This is a genomic window from Bradyrhizobium jicamae (assembly GCF_001440395.1).
GTDB lineage: Bacteria > Pseudomonadota > Alphaproteobacteria > Rhizobiales > Xanthobacteraceae > Bradyrhizobium > Bradyrhizobium jicamae.
In genome coordinates this window covers 16,938-32,952 of sequence record NZ_LLXZ01000160.1, presented here as the reverse complement: position 1 = coordinate 32,952, position 16,015 = coordinate 16,938, and the positions used below count along the sequence as shown (strand labels likewise).

Annotated in this window: 16 protein-coding genes and 1 tRNA gene; 7 read left to right on the top strand and 10 right to left on the bottom strand. The window is 61.6% G+C overall.

The window, feature by feature from the left end:
- Window positions 1–2 precede the first annotated feature (2 nt).
- The 3 genes from ihpB to CQ12_RS44255 all read right to left on the bottom strand — a co-directional run bounded on the left by ihpB (window position 3) and on the right by CQ12_RS44255 (window position 2,677).
- The gene (ihpB, locus tag CQ12_RS26495) at window positions 3–980 is read right to left on the bottom strand and encodes a divalent metal ion exporter adaptor subunit IhpB (protein WP_057838229.1); all 978 of its coding nucleotides are present in this window, start codon (window positions 978–980) and stop codon (window positions 3–5) included.
- Window positions 977–2,245, bottom strand: a complete 1,269-nt coding sequence (gene ihpA, locus CQ12_RS26490; protein WP_057838228.1) for a divalent metal ion exporter subunit IhpA — start codon at window positions 2,243–2,245, stop codon at window positions 977–979. The genes ihpB and ihpA overlap by 4 nt, the downstream gene beginning before the upstream one ends.
- Window positions 2,246–2,338: 93 nt before the next feature.
- The gene (locus tag CQ12_RS44255; protein ID WP_157088523.1) at window positions 2,339–2,677 is read right to left on the bottom strand and encodes a hypothetical protein; all 339 of its coding nucleotides are present in this window, start codon (window positions 2,675–2,677) and stop codon (window positions 2,339–2,341) included.
- Window positions 2,678–2,817: 140 nt separating this feature from the next.
- Here CQ12_RS44255 and CQ12_RS26485 point away from each other — a divergent pair, with 140 nt between their 5' ends.
- Entirely contained in the window at window positions 2,818–3,498 is a 681-nt protein-coding gene (locus CQ12_RS26485; protein WP_057838227.1) for a hypothetical protein, read from the top strand.
- A 115-nt stretch (window positions 3,499–3,613) separates the two neighbouring features.
- Here CQ12_RS26485 and CQ12_RS26480 read toward each other — a convergent pair whose 3' ends face one another.
- Complete coding sequence (locus CQ12_RS26480) at window positions 3,614–3,865, bottom strand: DUF6894 family protein (RefSeq protein ID WP_057838226.1); 252 nt, start codon at window positions 3,863–3,865, stop codon at window positions 3,614–3,616.
- 347 nt (window positions 3,866–4,212) lie between these two features.
- Here CQ12_RS26480 and CQ12_RS26475 point away from each other — a divergent pair.
- Window positions 4,213–4,286 (top strand) — tRNA-Cys (locus tag CQ12_RS26475).
- A gap of 565 nt (window positions 4,287–4,851) precedes the next feature.
- Here the strand turns inward: CQ12_RS26475 and CQ12_RS26470 are convergent.
- Complete coding sequence (locus CQ12_RS26470) at window positions 4,852–5,160, bottom strand: hypothetical protein (RefSeq protein ID WP_157088522.1); 309 nt, start codon at window positions 5,158–5,160, stop codon at window positions 4,852–4,854.
- Between the two features lie 17 nt (window positions 5,161–5,177).
- Complete coding sequence (locus CQ12_RS26465) at window positions 5,178–5,525, bottom strand: hypothetical protein (RefSeq protein ID WP_057838224.1); 348 nt, start codon at window positions 5,523–5,525, stop codon at window positions 5,178–5,180.
- A 250-nt stretch (window positions 5,526–5,775) separates the two neighbouring features.
- Here CQ12_RS26465 and CQ12_RS26460 point away from each other — a divergent pair, with 250 nt between their 5' ends.
- The gene (locus CQ12_RS26460; protein WP_057838296.1) at window positions 5,776–5,979 is read left to right on the top strand and encodes a cold-shock protein; all 204 of its coding nucleotides are present in this window, start codon (window positions 5,776–5,778) and stop codon (window positions 5,977–5,979) included.
- A gap of 803 nt (window positions 5,980–6,782) precedes the next feature.
- Here CQ12_RS26460 and CQ12_RS26455 read toward each other — a convergent pair.
- Window positions 6,783–6,962: a hypothetical protein gene (locus CQ12_RS26455; RefSeq protein ID WP_057838223.1), complete on the bottom strand. Its 180-nt coding sequence runs from the start codon at window positions 6,960–6,962 to the stop codon at window positions 6,783–6,785.
- Window positions 6,963–7,217: 255 nt separating this feature from the next.
- On the opposite strand from CQ12_RS26455, the gene CQ12_RS26450 reads away from it, so the two are divergent.
- Entirely contained in the window at window positions 7,218–7,475 is a 258-nt protein-coding gene (locus tag CQ12_RS26450) for a hypothetical protein (RefSeq protein WP_057838222.1), read from the top strand.
- A 21-nt stretch (window positions 7,476–7,496) separates the two neighbouring features.
- On the opposite strand, the gene CQ12_RS26445 is transcribed toward CQ12_RS26450, so the two are convergent.
- Complete coding sequence (locus tag CQ12_RS26445; RefSeq protein ID WP_057838221.1) at window positions 7,497–8,147, bottom strand: TetR/AcrR family transcriptional regulator; 651 nt, start codon at window positions 8,145–8,147, stop codon at window positions 7,497–7,499.
- A gap of 102 nt (window positions 8,148–8,249) precedes the next feature.
- Between CQ12_RS26445 and CQ12_RS26440 the strand changes: the two genes are divergently transcribed.
- Window positions 8,250–9,071: an NmrA family NAD(P)-binding protein gene (locus CQ12_RS26440; RefSeq protein ID WP_057838220.1), complete on the top strand. Its 822-nt coding sequence runs from the start codon at window positions 8,250–8,252 to the stop codon at window positions 9,069–9,071.
- Window positions 9,072–9,073: 2 nt separating this feature from the next.
- Window positions 9,074–9,559 carry an anthrone oxygenase family protein gene (locus CQ12_RS26435; RefSeq protein WP_057838219.1) on the top strand — a complete coding sequence of 162 codons (486 nt, stop codon included), beginning with the start codon at window positions 9,074–9,076 and terminating at the stop codon, window positions 9,557–9,559.
- Between the two features lie 65 nt (window positions 9,560–9,624).
- On the opposite strand, the gene CQ12_RS46740 is transcribed toward CQ12_RS26435, so the two are convergent.
- Together CQ12_RS46740 and CQ12_RS42795 are read right to left on the bottom strand one after the other, a co-directional pair.
- On the bottom strand, window positions 9,625–10,353 hold the full coding sequence (locus CQ12_RS46740) for a choice-of-anchor K domain-containing protein (protein ID WP_057838218.1): 729 nt from the start codon (window positions 10,351–10,353) through the stop codon (window positions 9,625–9,627).
- Window positions 10,354–11,556: 1,203 nt separating this feature from the next.
- The gene (locus CQ12_RS42795) at window positions 11,557–11,796 is read right to left on the bottom strand and encodes a hypothetical protein (protein WP_083519496.1); all 240 of its coding nucleotides are present in this window, start codon (window positions 11,794–11,796) and stop codon (window positions 11,557–11,559) included.
- 628 nt (window positions 11,797–12,424) lie between these two features.
- Between CQ12_RS42795 and CQ12_RS26420 the strand changes: the two genes are divergently transcribed.
- Window positions 12,425–15,781, top strand: a complete 3,357-nt coding sequence (locus tag CQ12_RS26420; RefSeq protein WP_057838216.1) for an adenylate/guanylate cyclase domain-containing protein — start codon at window positions 12,425–12,427, stop codon at window positions 15,779–15,781.
- Window positions 15,782–16,015: the final 234 nt, after the last annotated feature.

Below are 16,015 nucleotides of genomic sequence, written 5' to 3'. Positions count from 1 at the left end.
CCTCAATGCTCGTGCGCGGCACTGCCCTTGCCTATTTCGGCCTTGATGACGAAGCTGTTGCGGGTGGCATAGACGTCGCCTTCGCTGAGCCCGAACAGCACTTCGGCGTGCTCGCCGTCCTTGTCGCCAAGCTCGACCTCGCGGGCCTCGAACCTGTCGCCCGCGCGCGCGAAGACGACATTGCGCTTCTCCAGCATCTGCAGCGCGCTGAGCTTGATCACCAGCGGGGCTTTCTTTTCGGAAAGGATCAGGCGCGCCGTGACGAAAAGGCCGGGGCGCAGGCGGCCGCCGGCATTGGCGGCGGTGGCGCGGGCGAGCGCGCTTTGTGTTTCGGCGGCGCCGATCGGGGAGACGTAGGAGATGTTCGCATTGACGGGCGGACCGCCATCCTCGACATCGATCATGACGGCATCGCCCACCTTGACGCGGCGGAAGTCGCGACGCGGGACCGCGAGATCCACCCACACCGTCGAGAGATCGGATACCGTGAATGCGGGCTTCTGTTCGGAGGCATATTCGCCGAGCGAAACCTGCCGGTCGATCACGGTGCCGGAAATCGGGGCGCGCAACTCGTACAGCGTAAGGCTCTGGTTGCTCTCGATCGTGGCGACGACCTCGTTCTTCTGCACGGCGTCGCCAACGCGCTTCTTCACCTCGCGGACAATGCCCGGAAAGCGCGGCGTGATCTGCACGGTCTGTTCCTGATTGGCCTGGAGAATGCCGTTGAGGCGCAGGACGTCACGGAGCGTTCCCGGCTGCACCTTTTCCAGCTCGATACCCGCAGCCAGCACCTTGGCGTCGCTCATCGTGACGCCATCGTCGTCATGGGCGTGTTCCTTCTCGCCGTCGCCATGACCGTGCGCATGCCCGGTGGTCGTGCTGTTCTTGCCCGGCGTTGGCGCGTCGAGGATCTTCATGCCAGCGAAAACCGCGCCGGCCAGCAGCAGAAGCACCACAGCAGCGGTGACAATACGCCTCATCGGTTCGCTCCTCGGGCCAGCACAAAGGGATCGCCGACGAGACCTTCGAGCGTCGCGATTGCGGTATGAAGATTCTGGGTCGCCTCCTGTTCGCGCAGATTGGCCTGCCCCACGGAGCCGAGCACATCGAGCACTTCGAGCAGCGTGAACCGGCCCTGTTCGAAACCGGCCTCGATCGCCGCGGCGGAGGTCCGGGCGGTCGGGATCGTGGAGTCGCGCAGGATCTGGAGTTCGCGGAGCGAGGCCGTCAGCGTGTCATAGGCGCGTCCGGCCACCAGCAGCAGCGCTGCGCGGTTGATCGCCCGCTCGGCGCGCGTCTTCTCCAGGTTTTGCTGGGCTGCGAGAATGTCGCCCTTGTTCTGATCCCAGATCGGGAGGGCGACGGAGACGCCGAGCCTGACCGCATCGTCACCGGATTCGTTGTAGTGTCGCCAGCCCGCGGAGAGGCGGAGATCAGGGTAGGGCTTCAGGCGCGCGATCAACAGTTCGGCATTGCGCTGCGCCCGGACCGACGTCCAGCGCATCAGCGCCGGATTTGATTCGATCGCGGCGAGAATCTTCGCAAACGGCGGTGCGCTACCGATGGCGACCGAGCGCCCCGTCACCGAAGCAAATGACGGCGCGTTGTCACCCATCAGGATCGCCAGTTCGCGCCGTGCGCTGGCGAGCATGCCGCGCGTGCGTTCGAGATCGACCCGCACGAGGTCGGCCGCGATGGTCGAGCGGCCGGTTTCGGCGGGGGAGGCCGCGCCGGCGTCGATCCGCCGCTGCAGTAGCGGGGTCAGGCGGTTGAGCGAGGCGACCTGCTCGGAAAGGATCTCGACGCGGCGCTGCAGGCCGAGCACGGAAAAGAACGCAATCGCCGTCTCGGAGAGAATCTCAAGCCGCGTGGCGCGGCGTTGCCACGTCACCGCATCGACCTCGGCTATGCCAGCGGCGATGCGGGCGTCGCGCTTGCCCCAGAGTTCGACAACCTGGCTGATCTGCAGCGTCGTTTCCGCCGATCTGGTGCCGCGATACTTGCCGGTGCCGAGCGAGTCATCCAGCTCGGCTGAAAGCTCGGGATTGGGAATTGCGCCCGCCTGAATGCGCCGGCCAGTGGCGATTCCGATATCGCGCTCGGCGGCCGTCAGGCGCGGATTGGTAGCCAGCGCGCGCGATAGCGCACCCGCAAGCGTCAGCACGCGCTCGCTCGCTTGGGCGTGCGCCTGGGCGACGAGAAGGCTTGCGATGGCAGCGACGGCGAACGTAAGGCGCGTGCGCATGAAGTTTGGATTCCCGAATCATCGAAAGATGCAGCATTGCTGCCGGCGCGCGGACGCATTGCGTCCGCCGCGGCGAGCGCGGTCTTTGCGATGTCAGGCTATGGGTGGTGGAAATTCTGCCGGAATCGGCCGTGTCGAAAGTTTGGACACGACGGTTTCAATCCGCACGCTGTGTGGGTTATGGCCAGCCAGGGCAACGAATGTCAGTTCTTCCGCAATTTGTACGCAGAATTGACAGACGGACTCGGCGACGGCAGCGGCGCCATCATCCGTTCCATGCGCGGCCGCCATGCTCCAAGTCGTCTTGGCGGTGGGCTGTGCGAAGCAATGACTTGCGTGGCAGATGGTCAGCAGAACGAACGCGGAGAGGCACACGACTGTGACAAGTCGTCGCCAATCGTAATTCGCAATGCGTGATCCAACGCGCTTCAAGCAGGCTCTCCTTCGCCTCAACTGTTAGTCGGGCGTTGTGGCGGGGTCAAGGGCGGACGGTAGTGTTATACTATCACGAAGTTGCTGCATTCTCGTGCGCGCACTATGACGGACGGATCGGATGCGAGCGGGGCAATGAGATGGAATTGGTTGGGCATTTGCGCCTGTCGAAACAGGTCTGGATCGATCTCGTTTTCTTCTGCGCCGTTCCGATTCTGCTGGCGATGCTTTCCGCCATGCTCGGACCATATGTGTCAATTTTCGGAACCGAGGGCGCGATCGCCTATGTCCTCTCCCTCGCCCTTATCCCCTGGTGGCTGGCGAGCCTCGCCACCCAATTGGTGAGCAAGTGCGTTCGGGAAAGACTGCCGCTCTGGCTGATCGCGGCTATCGGCGCCATCATCTCCGGCCCCTTCGTGTCGCTGTACGTCTATGTCGTCAATTCGATCGCCGGCGATATCTGGCCGGCGCTGGACGCCTTGCGGCCGGCAACCTTCGGCGCAGAGCATCTCAAAGCCGCCGCCCTATCGGAGGGACGCGCCATCGTTCTCTGGATTGCCTTCGTCGTCATTTTCCGGGAGACGCTGGGCTGGCAGCGGTTTGCGCCGCCGGCGAGGGAAGCGAGCCGCGAGGATCGCTTTCAACTGAGCGGCGCCGAATGGAGCGAGGAAGACGATGCGCTGCTGCGATCGTTGATCGGCAGCGGCAAGCCACCGCGGGCGATCGCACTGGAAATGAAGCGGACCGTCGGAGGCATTCGTGCGAGGACGGCCAAGCTGGGGCTTCGGAACAATCGGATCGGCGATACCTCCGCCGACTGAGGCGCGTTGCGCTTGCGCAAGCTCCTGCAAGCGAAGGCGGCGGTTTGTCGGGCGACACCTCAGCCCAAGGGGGATCTCGGCGGCGCCGCTTGAGGCCGCTTTCTCGTTCAGGCAATCAGCCGTGGTACCTGGCGACCTCGAATGTGAATTTCACTTGCAGGACAAGGCCAGCGTGGTTTCTGACGTCGACCGACATTTGACGGTTGTTGCTGCCATCGCATTTTGAGGAGCGCACTGCATCTCGGGCCATTTCTGCCAAGGTTCTCGCGGCCTCTTCCTGCACGGATGCGATGCTCGATAGCTCCATTCCTTCATCATCAAATGATAGGTTATCTCCGTCCCGAAAGTCGAAGTAGTAGCGTGGCATCGGCCCTCATCCAGCTGAGTCGGTCGTGAGAGCTACAGAAACCAGACTTCGCCTGCTCTCAATCAGACATAGGTTTATTCGGCTGACTAATTGAGAACGCTGAGGCCTAACCGGCCGCTCACCTTCAATTGCGCCGGTGCCGAGCCACAGGCGCTCCTTCGCAAGCTGCCGGTAGCGGGCCGGCACATTTAGGATGCGCACTGAACCTGATCTGGTGGGCGGTGCCACGTCAGACCGTGCCCGCGAGTCTTAAAATAGCGACGGAATCGGAGTTTCAGAAGTTTAGGAGAGGCTGTAGAGGCAGGTTGCCTAAGTGATTGATCGCCTGTATTGATCCGCCCCTATGGGGCCACGTGGCGGAGTGGTTACGCAACGGTCTGCAAAACCGTGTACACCAGTTCAATTCTGGTCGTGGCCTCCATTCTAACTCACTGAAAACTTGATGTTTTTTTTGGTCGCGATTTGTTCGATCGGTGGAGGCCCGCTACCGCTTTGCTCCCCAACCGGTTTATTGCGACTGGTAATCGCAGCTCGGAGGGCTTGGTCCACCATCTTTGCGGCGTCCTCCTGCATGGCCGGGATGACGTGGCTGCTAGGAGCTGTTCACATCGCATAAAAGCCTTGGTCTTGTCATGCGCCGGACGAAGTCGAAACGCTGAGTCGTTCTTCGTCGGTTGATAGGATTTGGGGACCGATCCATGACCACTTTGCAAGCTATAGCATTTGGCGCCATGCTCGCATGGACGCCAGGGCTTATCATCCTGGCAGTTTTGCTTTGGGATGTTCCTGAACTTGAGGGAATGGAATAGTCGGCGGTTGCCGACGAGGCGTGCGAAGCTGGTGAAGTGGAGCGAGGCGCGGCAGCCGATCTGTTGAAGACAAAGCCGGACACAATGGCCGCGGCAAGCGCACTGATCGACTACCTCGGCACGCTTATCTGCTGAACGACCTAATCCGGGAAAGCCCGCCGGTTCACGCTGGCGGGCTCATTGCTCGTTGTCATCGCTAACCGCCGTGACCGTCGCCCCGACTGTAACCGGGCCCCCAATAACGTTGACCGTAGCCGTGGCGGCGCGGTCAGTCATCGTCGTCAGATCGATATCGACGATAATACCCATAGCGACGATCGTAGTTCGGCTGCCACCAGCAACGTCCCACAGATTGCAGACCCAGCCGACCTGTTCCATGCTTGACGTCGGCGCCACGGATGGCGCGATTGGCATGGCGTTGGCGCCGGTCACGGCAAACGGGCCGAACACCGCAGAAGCAAGGATAGCGAGAACAAATTTTCGCATCGTCACGCCGGTATTGCCTACATCGCGAACAACAGGATGCTGATCGCGCCGACCGTCCAGGCCGGCGTCGCGGCAAGGGACAATGCAAACCGTTCAGTCGGTCCGCGCCATGGGTTGATCGTTGATCTCGTTCGAGGCCCTGCGTTGATCTGGATCAAACGGAAATCACGTGCCCATTCGTAAGCCTGAATTGCCATTCCGGGGGTGACCGGCAGTGGCATGGCCCGGTGCATGTCGTCCGGAAAGCGTCGTGCGCCGGGCCAGCCACCGGGAGCAACGATGAAGCCCAGCCTCATCTTTCTGTTTGCCATTGCCAACCTGATCGCAGGATGCGCGACCAGCGGCAGCAATCCGGTCGCGGACATGCCGTCGTGGATGGGCGGATTGCCGGCCGGCGCACCTCCTAGACCGGGCACAGCGGCATATGATGCTTGGCAAGCAGAGCGTGCAAAGGAAGCGGCGCGGCCGAAGACCAAGCAATAGCGTGCGCGTGTCTGAAAACGTTTGATTGCTCAGGAAATTTCAAAGGCCCGCCGGTTCACGCTGGCGGGCCCTTTCTTTCGCCGGATTTCAGTCACCATCCTATCGTGTTCTCGAATCTATGGGGAGAATCACGTGGCGATAGGTACAGTGAAGTGGTTCAACGCGACAAAGGGCTATGGATTTATTCAGCCCGACACTGGCGGCAAGGACGTGTTCGTCCATATCTCGGCCGTCGAGAGAGCAGGTCTAAGCAATCTGAATGAGGGCGCGAAAGTGAGCTACGAAGTCGTGGCCAACCGCGGGAAAGAATCCGCCGAGAACCTCAGGGTAGGTTGATCGTCTAGTTATCCAAAACGGCCCCAGCCTGGGGGAGTGCTGGGGCCGTCATTCCATGCGCCATGTGGCGGCCATGGCGCGTAGGGCAATGCCACGAAGCTGAACCCCGTTCCTAAGGGCATGCAGGCAATTCTGCCACGCATCGCAAGCCGCGGCCCCAGTCCGAAAGGAAAAGATGCCGCTCGTTGACGTTCGGGCGCGCACACGGTTTTGCCGCTTTATCCCGGCATGATGATTCGGCGCTCGAAAGGCGCAGCTTGGGACGGCTCTGGCGCTATTAGCCCCCAGCCCCGCGCCAGAGCCGTTTCACCAGGCGCCCATGGCTCAACACGGCCATTTATTGGAAGCGCAATCCGGCAGCGGCCCGGCGCCGCCTGGTGATGGCAAGCTCCGCTCGCAAAAAAGGGCCGCCAGCGTTCGGCGGCCCAAGTCTTGGGAGGAACGCGCTGAGAAGCAAAGCGCCTCTTGAGCCCGACACGGCAAGAATGGCAGGAGATTGTTTCCGGCCGCCTTCACTCAAAAAGGAAAATGGCTGCGGGATCGTTTCTTCGGAACCGAGGCAGTGAAGTCAGTTCACTGATTGAGAGGCCGGCGTTCGGCGATGCCGCCAATAACGCGCGGGCGCCACTCCCTCGGAAATTTTTTCCGTGCTGCTTCCTTCAGCGGAAAAATAGAGGAGTGGCTATTTTATTATTCCGCCTGCAAAACCGTGCACACCCAGTTCAATTCTGGTCGTGGCCTCCATCCATATAATCAATGACTTAGGCTGACTGTATGAGGGGCCACCGCGGGGCCGGCCGTTTTCAGTAAGCGGCCTGCCAGCCCTCGGGGAACGGAACCAGCGGCCAAAGGGTCCGGTTGTCGTTGGCGGCGCGCGGCGATGGATAAGAGCGCTGGGTCTGGACCATGAAATTGTCCTCCGGTGCTGGCGCAATGGCCGTCTGAACGGCTTCCAACAGCAAATCGTATTCAACTTCGCTCATCGCGCTCTCCGGCGGTTCCAGAGGGCGACGCTCGCAAAACTAGTTTGTTTACAGATTGAACGGATCGCTCGAATTTTAACGACCCGGCAGCCGCGGCAAAACTGGTTACCGAAGTATTGAGTTCCCCGCGCAAAGACTAGGCCCTGCACACGCAGGGCGCGTGTGAGAAAAATCACATTTTGCAAAATTTAGTTCGCGTATCCGGCTGGATGACGCCTGCCTTGTCAGGGTGGGCGCACTCCAGGAGGCGCGGTCATGAAGGCAAGGTTTGCGCGAAGTGCGGCACTGTTCCGTCGTTCCCGCCGGGCGTCGACGCTCGGTTTCCTACTGGCGCTGATGGCGTGCGCTTCAGCCCATGCCCAGCAGGGCACGCCGGAACAGCGCAGGGCCTGTACGCCCGACGTCTACCGGCTCTGCGCCGGCGAAATCCCGAACGCGCGGGCGATCACCGCCTGCCTGCGCCGGCAAAAGGGAAGCCTGAGTTCGGCTTGCGCTGCGGTGTTCGAGCGGTGACCACGGCGACGCGCGACATCCTCACGCCTCCAGCGCCGCGAGATTCTTCGGCAGCATCCGCTTGAATAAAGTGAGGATGCGGGCGGCTTCCTTCGCGTCCTGCGTGATGGCGTGGCGGACGGTCGCGGCGATCAGCGTCATCATCAATTGGGAAAACGAGGCCAGCGCCGATGCGGGCGCGTCGGGCGCGATCCGCCGCAGCGCGTCGCCGAGCAGCCCGGCGAGATAGGCGCCGTCTTCCTCGTCGAGCTTCTGCAGGGCACGGTCGGCCTGCGTCGCCTGCCAGATGTCGCGCATGACAGGCACGTCCATGAACATCCGATAGTAGCTGTCGGTAATGCGGCACAAGGCCGGATGCAGATCGCGGGTAGCCTTGACCACCGCGAGGTCGCGCCGGACGCAATCGCGGCCGACCGCGTTGTAGCGTTCCGCCAGCGTGCCGATGATCGCCGTCTTGTCCGGAAAGTACTGATAGAGCGAGCCGAACGGCACGCCGCTGCGTTCGACAACGTCGCTCATGCGGAAGGCTTCGCTGCCTTTCTCCGCCATCAATTCCGCCGCGCAGGCCAGGATCTTTTCGAACCGCTCGCGGCTGCGCTGCTGGGTCGGTACCAGGCGCGCCAGTGCGGGCGCAGTCTCGGTTGTTTTCGGTCCGGCTTTCGCCCGCGGCATCGGGTCCTCTCACATAAAAACGACTTGACGTTACTAATACGAGAGTTTATCGCATTTGGCAAATACGAGATGTTCTCGTATTGCTCCCGAAAGGATTTCTTCATGTCGGAACTCCCGATTCTGATCATCGGCGGCGCGGGCAAGACCGGTGCGCGCGTCAACGCGCTGCTGCCGTCGCGCGGCATCCCGACCCGGCCGGTGTCGCGTTCGACGCCTGTACCGTTCGACTGGACCCGGCCCGAGACGTGGCCGGCCGCGCTTGCCGGCGTTTCGATGGCCTACGTCACCTACCAGCCGGATCTTGCGGTCGAGGGCGCCCCCGAGGCGATTGCGGAAGTCAGCCGGCTGGCGCGCGAGAACGGGCTTGAGCGCGTCGTCCTGTTGTCTGGCCGCGGCGAGCCGAGGGCGCAGCAGGCGGAGGCGGCGCTGCAGCAGTCCGGCGTGCCTTGGACCATCGTGCGCGCGAGTTGGTTCAACCAGAATTTTTCCGAAGGCTATCTGCTCGACGGCGTGCTGGCCGGCGAGATCGCACTGCCGGCGGGCGCCGTGCGAGAGCCGTTCATCGACGTCAACGACATCGCCGAAATCGTGGTCGCGGCGCTGACGGAGGCGCGTCATGTCGGCAAGCTCTATGAGGTCACGGGGCCGCGCGCGCTGACGTTTGCGCAAGCGGTTGCCGAAATCGCCCAGGCCGCGGGACGGCCGGTTCAGTACCGCCAGGTCGCGCCGCAGGATTTTGCGGCCGCCATGCGCCCCCATGTGCCTGACGATGTCATCGAGCTGATGCTGGAGCTGTTTACCGTCGTGCTCGACGGGCGCAATTCTGATGTCGCGCACGGCGTCGAGCAGGCGCTCGGCCGCCCCGCACGCGACTTTTCCGACTACGCCCGCCGGACCGCCGCGACCGGTGTGTGGGGGGCTTGATCATGCTGCAGATGTTGATCACCGGCTTGCTGTGGTTCTCCGCCATCGGCTGCGGCCTGCTCGCCGGGCTCTATTTCGCGTTCTCGACCTTCATCATGACGGCGTTCGGCCGCATCGGGCAGGCCTCCGGCATCGCCGCGATGAATGCGATCAATGCCGTTATCGTGCAGTCGCTGTTCCTGCCGGTCTTCCTGGCAACGACGGCGACGAGCGCGGCGCTGGCGGTAATGGCGCTGTTTCGCTGGGGCGAGCCGGGTGCGATGGCGATGCTGGCCGGCGGCGTGCTCTATGTGCTCGGCATGTTCGTCGTCACGATGATCTTCAACGTGCCGCTGAACAACGCACTTGCCGCGGCCGATCCCGCAAGCCAGGAGGCCGCCTCGCTGTGGGCGCGCTACCTGACGGATTGGACGTTCTGGAACCACGTGCGCACGGTCGCGTCCACGCTGGCCTGCGCGCTGTTCATTGCCGCCATCGCGGCCAAGTAAGAAGAGGCCAACAAAGAAAAAGCCGCCCGGGCAGGGCGGCTTTCGAATTCCTTCAGCGTGGGCGATCAAGCCGCGGTGAGTGCGCTGCCGCTGCGCTTGCGGCGATAGGCCATGAAGCCGACGCCACCGAAGCCAAGGATCATCATGGCCCAGGTCGACGGTTCCGGGACCGGCGGCGCGGTTTCGAAGGTGAAGTCCGCCAGGATCTTGAGCGTCGACGTCTTGCCCTCGGGGTTCGTCCATTTGCCGGTGTTTTTGTCGTACCATCCATCGCCATATTCAGCGAAGTGGATGTCGGACACTGTAACGCCGTTGAGGGTGAACGGACCAAGGTTGTTGAGCAGCGTCTGGCTGATGTTGAACACGTTGTCAGGCGACGGGTTGGTCGTCTGCTGGATGTTCAGGCTGAACTCCTGCTTATCAAACGCATTGTTCGGCGAGGTGAAGTTCAGCGAGAAAGTGTATTTGACGTTGAAATTCTGGTCGGTGTTGTAGGTCGCAAGATTCACCCAGGTGATCTTGCCGATGACATAGTCGTCCTTGTTCGACGTGATGTTGCCGGTGATATCAGTGATGGTCAGCGTGCTCGGGTTGTTTGACGGCCACCCTGCTGATCCCGACATTTTGAGGACGTTGTTGTTATTGGTGATGGAGCAACCGGGGCTGCCGCCACTGCAATTCGAGATACTGGAAAAATTGCCGTCACCGGTGAAACTCACGACGGCTGCGTTTGCCGGCGAATGAATTAGACCGGCGAGCAAGCTCACGGCCAGAATATTAAATGCCTTCCCCATGGTGACATCCTTATATTAAATATTTAAATTCGATGGAACTTTTTCAGAATTTATAATGGAGGTCAAGAGGAATAATGCAGTACCACTGTTAAATTCCCAAGCCATTGCGCCTTATGGTTGTCCGGTTAACCGGTGCGCCACGGGCCAGATTCAGCGGCTTTTGCGCGGAGACGGCATTGAGGCAGCGACCGTTCCGGGTCGGGATCATATGGAATTTAATTAAATAGCCGGCCTCGATCGCGTTTCGGTCGCGATAAATCTGCCCACCGCACGCATTTACTGCAGGCGCACATTGGAGATCATGCAGGGCGAGGGGGGTGGAAACGGACGCCACGGAAACGTGCGACCATATTGGCTCCCCGGGGCTGAAGTGCCACGGGTCTGCAAAAACAATGGCTTGCAGTGGCCAACCAGCTGATACTCCCTCTTGCTACGCTCATCGGGGGCGCTGCGATCGGGGCGGAAGGCGTTGATACTCGCTCATCACAGACCTCCGAACCACGACGGACATCATGGCCCAATCGAGCGGTATGGGAGACGCTAAATGGCGCAGGCACTTGAAAATCATTGGCGCGTGCTCACATGGCGATGGCGGTGAACATGCTGTTTGGGGCGCATCGGTGAGGGGGTAGGGGGCTCGAACCCCCACCCCCGGTTTCCCGGGATCGCAATCGAGCAGGTACCGGTACCGGCTATTGCCCCACTTTTTCGCGAACCAGATTGGAGATCCGTCCAGCCTGAACTATTAAGAAACCATTAAGGCGAGTCTGGCCTAATAGAGTTGCTTGGCTGGGGGTCTTATCGTGGATGGGCCCGCAATGACAGAATATACGGTCAAAGTGATCGGCCAGCAGTGGATGGTGTGCGTCGATGGGAAGAGCATCGCTGCCTGTGCCGACGAAGCTTCAGCTTTAAATCTGATCATCGAGCATAGCGCCGCCAAGAGCGCCAGACGTAAATCGATCATCCCGGTCGGTGAGTTCGTAGCGCATGATCCGAGCCTCCAGTTTGGAAGCTCGACGCGTCCGGATCGCGGATTGACGGCACACAGCACTGCGTCCTCACCCAGTAGGGGCAGAACATGCAGCCCACCCTTGATCAGTTCTGCGAAAGTGAAGCCGTAGTGCCGGGCGATTACCGCCAGATGGATGTGCGGTTCTATGACCCGATTTTCTGGACTTTGCGAAACCTATGGTCCGATGGTCACGACAGAACCTCGTCGCTGCCATAGGGATTCGCGCGACTTATCGGCGCGACGTCCCGCTGTTCGTCGACGGGATCAGCCGGTCGGAAAACGCTGTCGTATATCGCGCGAGCTTCTCGAGTGAAGCGGAGTCGCTCGCGATCAGATTTCGAGATGAACCGGATAACCTCGCCGATATTCGTCTCCAGATGCTGCCTTCCGCGATCAGATTTCGGGATGAACCGGACAACCTCGCCCATATTCGTCTCCAGATGGTATCTTCTGATGAGAACCAGTCCTCAGACTATGCCTTTAAGGGTAGGCCGATCTGACCTAGCCAACTGTGCTGGTGGTCACGTCAAATTCGGGGTGAAGCCGTCGGCCTTCGCGAACTTGGGCCGGCTTCGAGAGCCCCCGATCCTCTCTGCTCGCGCAATCACCTACGCTGCCTAAAGGCGACGTCACCGAAACAGCCGGTTTTGGGTCAGTTGCGCCGGTTGGCCCGCGTCTGAACCATGGCCGGTCCACCCCTAGCAACAGACGCTACGTCACAGGTCGGAGTCGTCGCATACGGGCCAACAACGGAAGTAGCCCTCTCACTCGATCACCCCGTCGGCGAGCGCGAGATGCGTCGGTGGGGTCGTGACGGTGAGCGTCGTTTTCTGCGAGTGCTCACGGGCTCGCTCCGGGGTTGATCCGCGGGTTCCAGCGCTTCACGGGCCAAAAAAGCGTGTCTCGCCCCATGGGGTGGGGTAAACTGGCTTTCTCATTCTGGTGCGACGGTGTGATCCGCGAGCGGCTCGACCGACGGCGCACGGCTAACGAAGCGGCCGACGTGGCGGCGGCTATGGCCTGTGGATGAGTGCGGCCAAGTGTGCGGTGAATGGCATGGATATCTCTGCCTGGCTGCGCGGCCTCGGCCTGGAACGCTACGACCAGGCATTCCGGGAAAACGCGATCGATGAGGCAATCCTGCCCAAGCTCACTGCCGAGGACCTCAGAGACCTCGGTGTGACTGCGGTCGGCCATCGCCGTATTCTCCTCGATGCGATCGCCGCGTTGCGAACCGAAACTTTTCGCGACACGACCAAACATTCGGTCGAGCCCGATCGCTCCGCCGGCAAGGCTCCCGAAGCCGAACGCCGCCAGCTAACGGTCATGTTCGTCGACCTCATCGGTTCCACGGCACTGTCTGCGCGGCTCGATCCGGAAGAACTGCGCGACATCATCGGCTCCTATCATCGTCGTTGCGCCGAGGTAATCACCGGATCCGGCGGCTTTGTTGCCAAGTATCTTGGTGACGGCGTGCTAGCTTATTTCGGTTACCCGCAGGCTCATGAGGAGGACGCCGAACGAGCGGTACGCTCGGGCCTCGCGTTGATCGAAGCGGTGGCCAAGCTCGATGCAGGCCAGGGAAGCTCGTTGCGGGTGCGTGTCGGTATCGCCACGGGCCTCGTAGTCGTCGGTGATCTGCTCGGTGAGGGCGCCGCCCAGGAACAGGCCGTCATTGGTGAAACCCCTAATCTCGCGGCACGGCTACAGGGACTTGCCGAACCGAACTCGGTTGTCATCGCAGACAACACGCGCCGCCTGCTTGGCGGCCTGTTTGATTATTGCGATCTGGGCACATTGCCGATCGCGGGAATCCATTATCCAGTGCATGTCTGGCGGGTCGTGGGCGCGAGCCTGGTCGGCAGTCGGTTCGAGGCCCTACGCGCGGCCAGCACGCCGTTGATTGGTCGCGAGGAAGAGATCGCATTGTTGACGCGGCGCTGGGAGCAGGCCAAGGCCGGCGACGGTTCCGTCGTCCTGATTGTTGGTGAGCCGGGCATCGGCAAGTCGCGCATCGCACAAACCCTGCTGGAGCAGTTGGGCAACGAGCCGCACACGCGGTTGCGTTATTTCTGCTCGCCGCACCATCAGCACAGTGCGTTCTATCCCAGCATCACCCAGCTTGAGCAGGCGGCCGGCTTTCGGCGCGAGGATACGGCCGAGACCCGCTTGGATAAGCTTATTGCGGTGCTGGCTCTGGCCAACCAGGAACTGAGCGAAGCCGTCCCGCTATTGGCCGACTTGCTGTCGATACCGACTGGCGATCGCTACCCGCCGCTCAATTTCACGCCGCAGAAGCGCAAAGAGAAAACGCTTCAGGTGCAGTTGGCGCAGGTCGAAGGGCTCGCAGCGCGGCAGCCTCTGCTGATGCTATGGGAAGATGTCCATTGGAGCGACCCCACCACGCTGGAATCGCTGGATTTGCTCATAGACGGAGCCGCGACGCTGCAGGCCCTGATCATCATCACGTTCCGACCGGAGTTCACGCCGCCCTGGATCGGCCGTCCGCAGGTGACGTTGCTCAGTCTCAGCCGCTTGCCCCCTCGCCACCGCGCCGAGATGATCGCGCATGTAACCGGGGGCAAGACATTACCCACGGAGATTGCCGATCAGATCATTGATCGCACCGATGGCGTGCCGCTATTCATCGAGGAGCTGACCAAGTCAGTCGTCGAGAGCGGATTGATGACCGATGCCGGAGACCATTACTGCGTCGCCGGACCGGTGCTTCCTTTGGCAATCCCGACGACGCTCCAGGCCTCGCTCCTGGCTCGACTCGATCGATTGGCGCCCACTCGGGAAGTGGCGCAGATCGCAGCGGCGCTCGGGCGTCAGTTTTCCCACGAGCTGATCAGTGCCGTCGCCGAAATGCCGCAACCGCGGCTGGAGGGCGCTTTGGAGCAGCTCATGCGCGCCGAGCTGGTGTTCCGACGCGGGATGCCGCCTGATGCCACCTACACCTTCAAGCATGCCCTAGTGCAGGACGCGGCCTACAGCACCTTGCTGCGCCCCCGACGGCAGCAACTGCATGGCCGTATTGCCACCACGCTGGAACGCCAGTTTCCGGAGATTGCCGCGGCTCAGCCCGAGCTTATGGCTCAGCATTGTGCCGGAGCTGGCCTCGTTGAAAAGGCAATTGAGTATTGGGACAAGGCTGGGCGCTTGGCCGTCCAACGTTCGACGATGGCCGAGGCCGCTGCGCACTTTGGCAAGGCGCTCGAGTTGCTTGCCAGCCTGCCGAAAAATCCGCAGCGCCAATCGAGCGAACTTTCTCTTCAGCTCGCCCTTGCTGGGGCCCTCGTGGCGGCCAAGGGATGGGCATCGTCTCAAGCCGGTGAAGCGTATGCCCGTGCTCGTGAGCTGTGCCGTGAGGCCCCGGAGGGATCCCAGCTCGCGATAGCCCTGGGCGGCGCCTGGTCGTTCTTGCACAATCGCGCGGAGTTCCGCGCCGCTCGTCAGCTAGCGGACGAGTTAGCGGTACTTTCCGAAAACCGAAATGACAGCGACACCAAGCTGATGGCACATCGGAACTTGGGCATCAGCCATCTGTTTCGCTCCGACCTCAGCCGTGCGCTCGACCATCTGAAGCAGGCGCTCAACCTCTATGATCCGGCGGAGCACCGACCTCCGAGGCTGGCGCCGCACGACATCCGCGTTATCTGCGAGAGCTTCGTCGCCTGGACACTTCTGCTGCTGGGACAAGCGGATCAGGCGCTGGCACAAAGCCGACACGCGCTGGCCTGGGCGCGCGAGCTGTCGCAGCCTTATACATTGGCGTTTGCTCTGCACGTCAATTGTATCTTTCACCAGCTTCGCGGCGACGGCGCGATCCTCGCTGAACGAGCCGAGGAGCTGGTAACCCTCGCCACCGATCATGGTTTTCCTCACTTCGTGGGAACAGGGACCTGTTTCCGAGGATGGGCCATGCTCGCGCTGGGAGGATCCATCGAGGAGGCCATCAGCAGGATGCAGTGGGGTCTGGCGGCGAAACGGGCGACGGGTGCCGAGATCAAGGTGCCTTACTATCTCGGTCTTCTGGCGGCAGCGCACAGGCGAGCGAACCGATCCGCTGAAGCGATCAGCCTGTTAGATGAAGCCCTGAAGGTGGTCGAGCGAACCGACGAGCGGTGGTACGAGGCGGAGTTGTATCGGCTCATGGCCGAGGCGCTGATCACCAAGTCGGATCGACACGATGCCGAACGCTGGCTATGCCGCGCGCTTCGAACAGCGCAGAACCAAGGCGCAAGGCTCTGGGAATTGCGTGTCGCCACCAGCCTGACTCGGCTTTGGTACGATCAAGGCAAGCGCACCGATGCCCACGACCTGCTCGCGCCGATCTACCACTGCTTCACGGAGGGATTCGATACCCCCGACCTCAAAGAGGCCACAGCGCTACTCGCCGAGTTGGCCTAGAAAGCATTCATAGCGAGGTCTGCGACTTCTGCTTCGGGTCAAAAGCGGTAAGGCTCAGAGCGATCGAACGTTTTCCGGTTTGCGCTTCAAAGCAGACGCGAGGCGTTTATGAGTACGCGCCCTCAGGCGCGCCACTGCGCTAGACTGACAGCCTTGGATCTTCCGCTCTGCTGAACCTACGGACGCGGTGGCCTCGCGTGAACAGCTGGGTAGGCGACAGGGCAGCCGCCCGCG

What these genes read in the sequence shown, in the direction of transcription:
- CQ12_RS26485 (WP_057838227.1), top strand. Translation starts at nt 2,818, where the DNA reads ATGGAATTGGTTGGGCATTTGCGCCTGTCGAAACAGGTCTGGATCGAT.
- CQ12_RS26435 (WP_057838219.1), top strand. Translation starts at nt 9,074, where the DNA reads ATGCTGCAGATGTTGATCACCGGCTTGCTGTGGTTCTCCGCCATCGGC.
- ihpA (WP_057838228.1), bottom strand. Translation starts at nt 2,245, where the DNA reads ATGCGCACGCGCCTTACGTTCGCCGTCGCTGCCATCGCAAGCCTTCTC.
- CQ12_RS26455 (WP_057838223.1), bottom strand. Translation starts at nt 6,962, where the DNA reads ATGAGCGAAGTTGAATACGATTTGCTGTTGGAAGCCGTTCAGACGGCC.
- ihpB (WP_057838229.1), bottom strand. Translation starts at nt 980, where the DNA reads ATGAGGCGTATTGTCACCGCTGCTGTGGTGCTTCTGCTGCTGGCCGGC.
- CQ12_RS26465 (WP_057838224.1), bottom strand. Translation starts at nt 5,525, where the DNA reads ATGTCCGCGACCGGATTGCTGCCGCTGGTCGCGCATCCTGCGATCAGG.
- CQ12_RS26450 (WP_057838222.1), top strand. Translation starts at nt 7,218, where the DNA reads ATGAAGGCAAGGTTTGCGCGAAGTGCGGCACTGTTCCGTCGTTCCCGC.
- CQ12_RS26480 (WP_057838226.1), bottom strand. Translation starts at nt 3,865, where the DNA reads ATGCCACGCTACTACTTCGACTTTCGGGACGGAGATAACCTATCATTT.
- CQ12_RS26445 (WP_057838221.1), bottom strand. Translation starts at nt 8,147, where the DNA reads ATGCCGCGGGCGAAAGCCGGACCGAAAACAACCGAGACTGCGCCCGCA.
- CQ12_RS42795 (WP_083519496.1), bottom strand. Translation starts at nt 11,796, where the DNA reads ATGGGCGAGGTTGTCCGGTTCATCCCGAAATCTGATCGCGGAAGGCAG.
- CQ12_RS26420 (WP_057838216.1), top strand. Translation starts at nt 12,425, where the DNA reads ATGGATATCTCTGCCTGGCTGCGCGGCCTCGGCCTGGAACGCTACGAC.
- CQ12_RS26440 (WP_057838220.1), top strand. Translation starts at nt 8,250, where the DNA reads ATGTCGGAACTCCCGATTCTGATCATCGGCGGCGCGGGCAAGACCGGT.
- CQ12_RS46740 (WP_057838218.1), bottom strand. Translation starts at nt 10,353, where the DNA reads ATGGGGAAGGCATTTAATATTCTGGCCGTGAGCTTGCTCGCCGGTCTA.
- CQ12_RS26470 (WP_157088522.1), bottom strand. Translation starts at nt 5,160, where the DNA reads ATGCGAAAATTTGTTCTCGCTATCCTTGCTTCTGCGGTGTTCGGCCCG.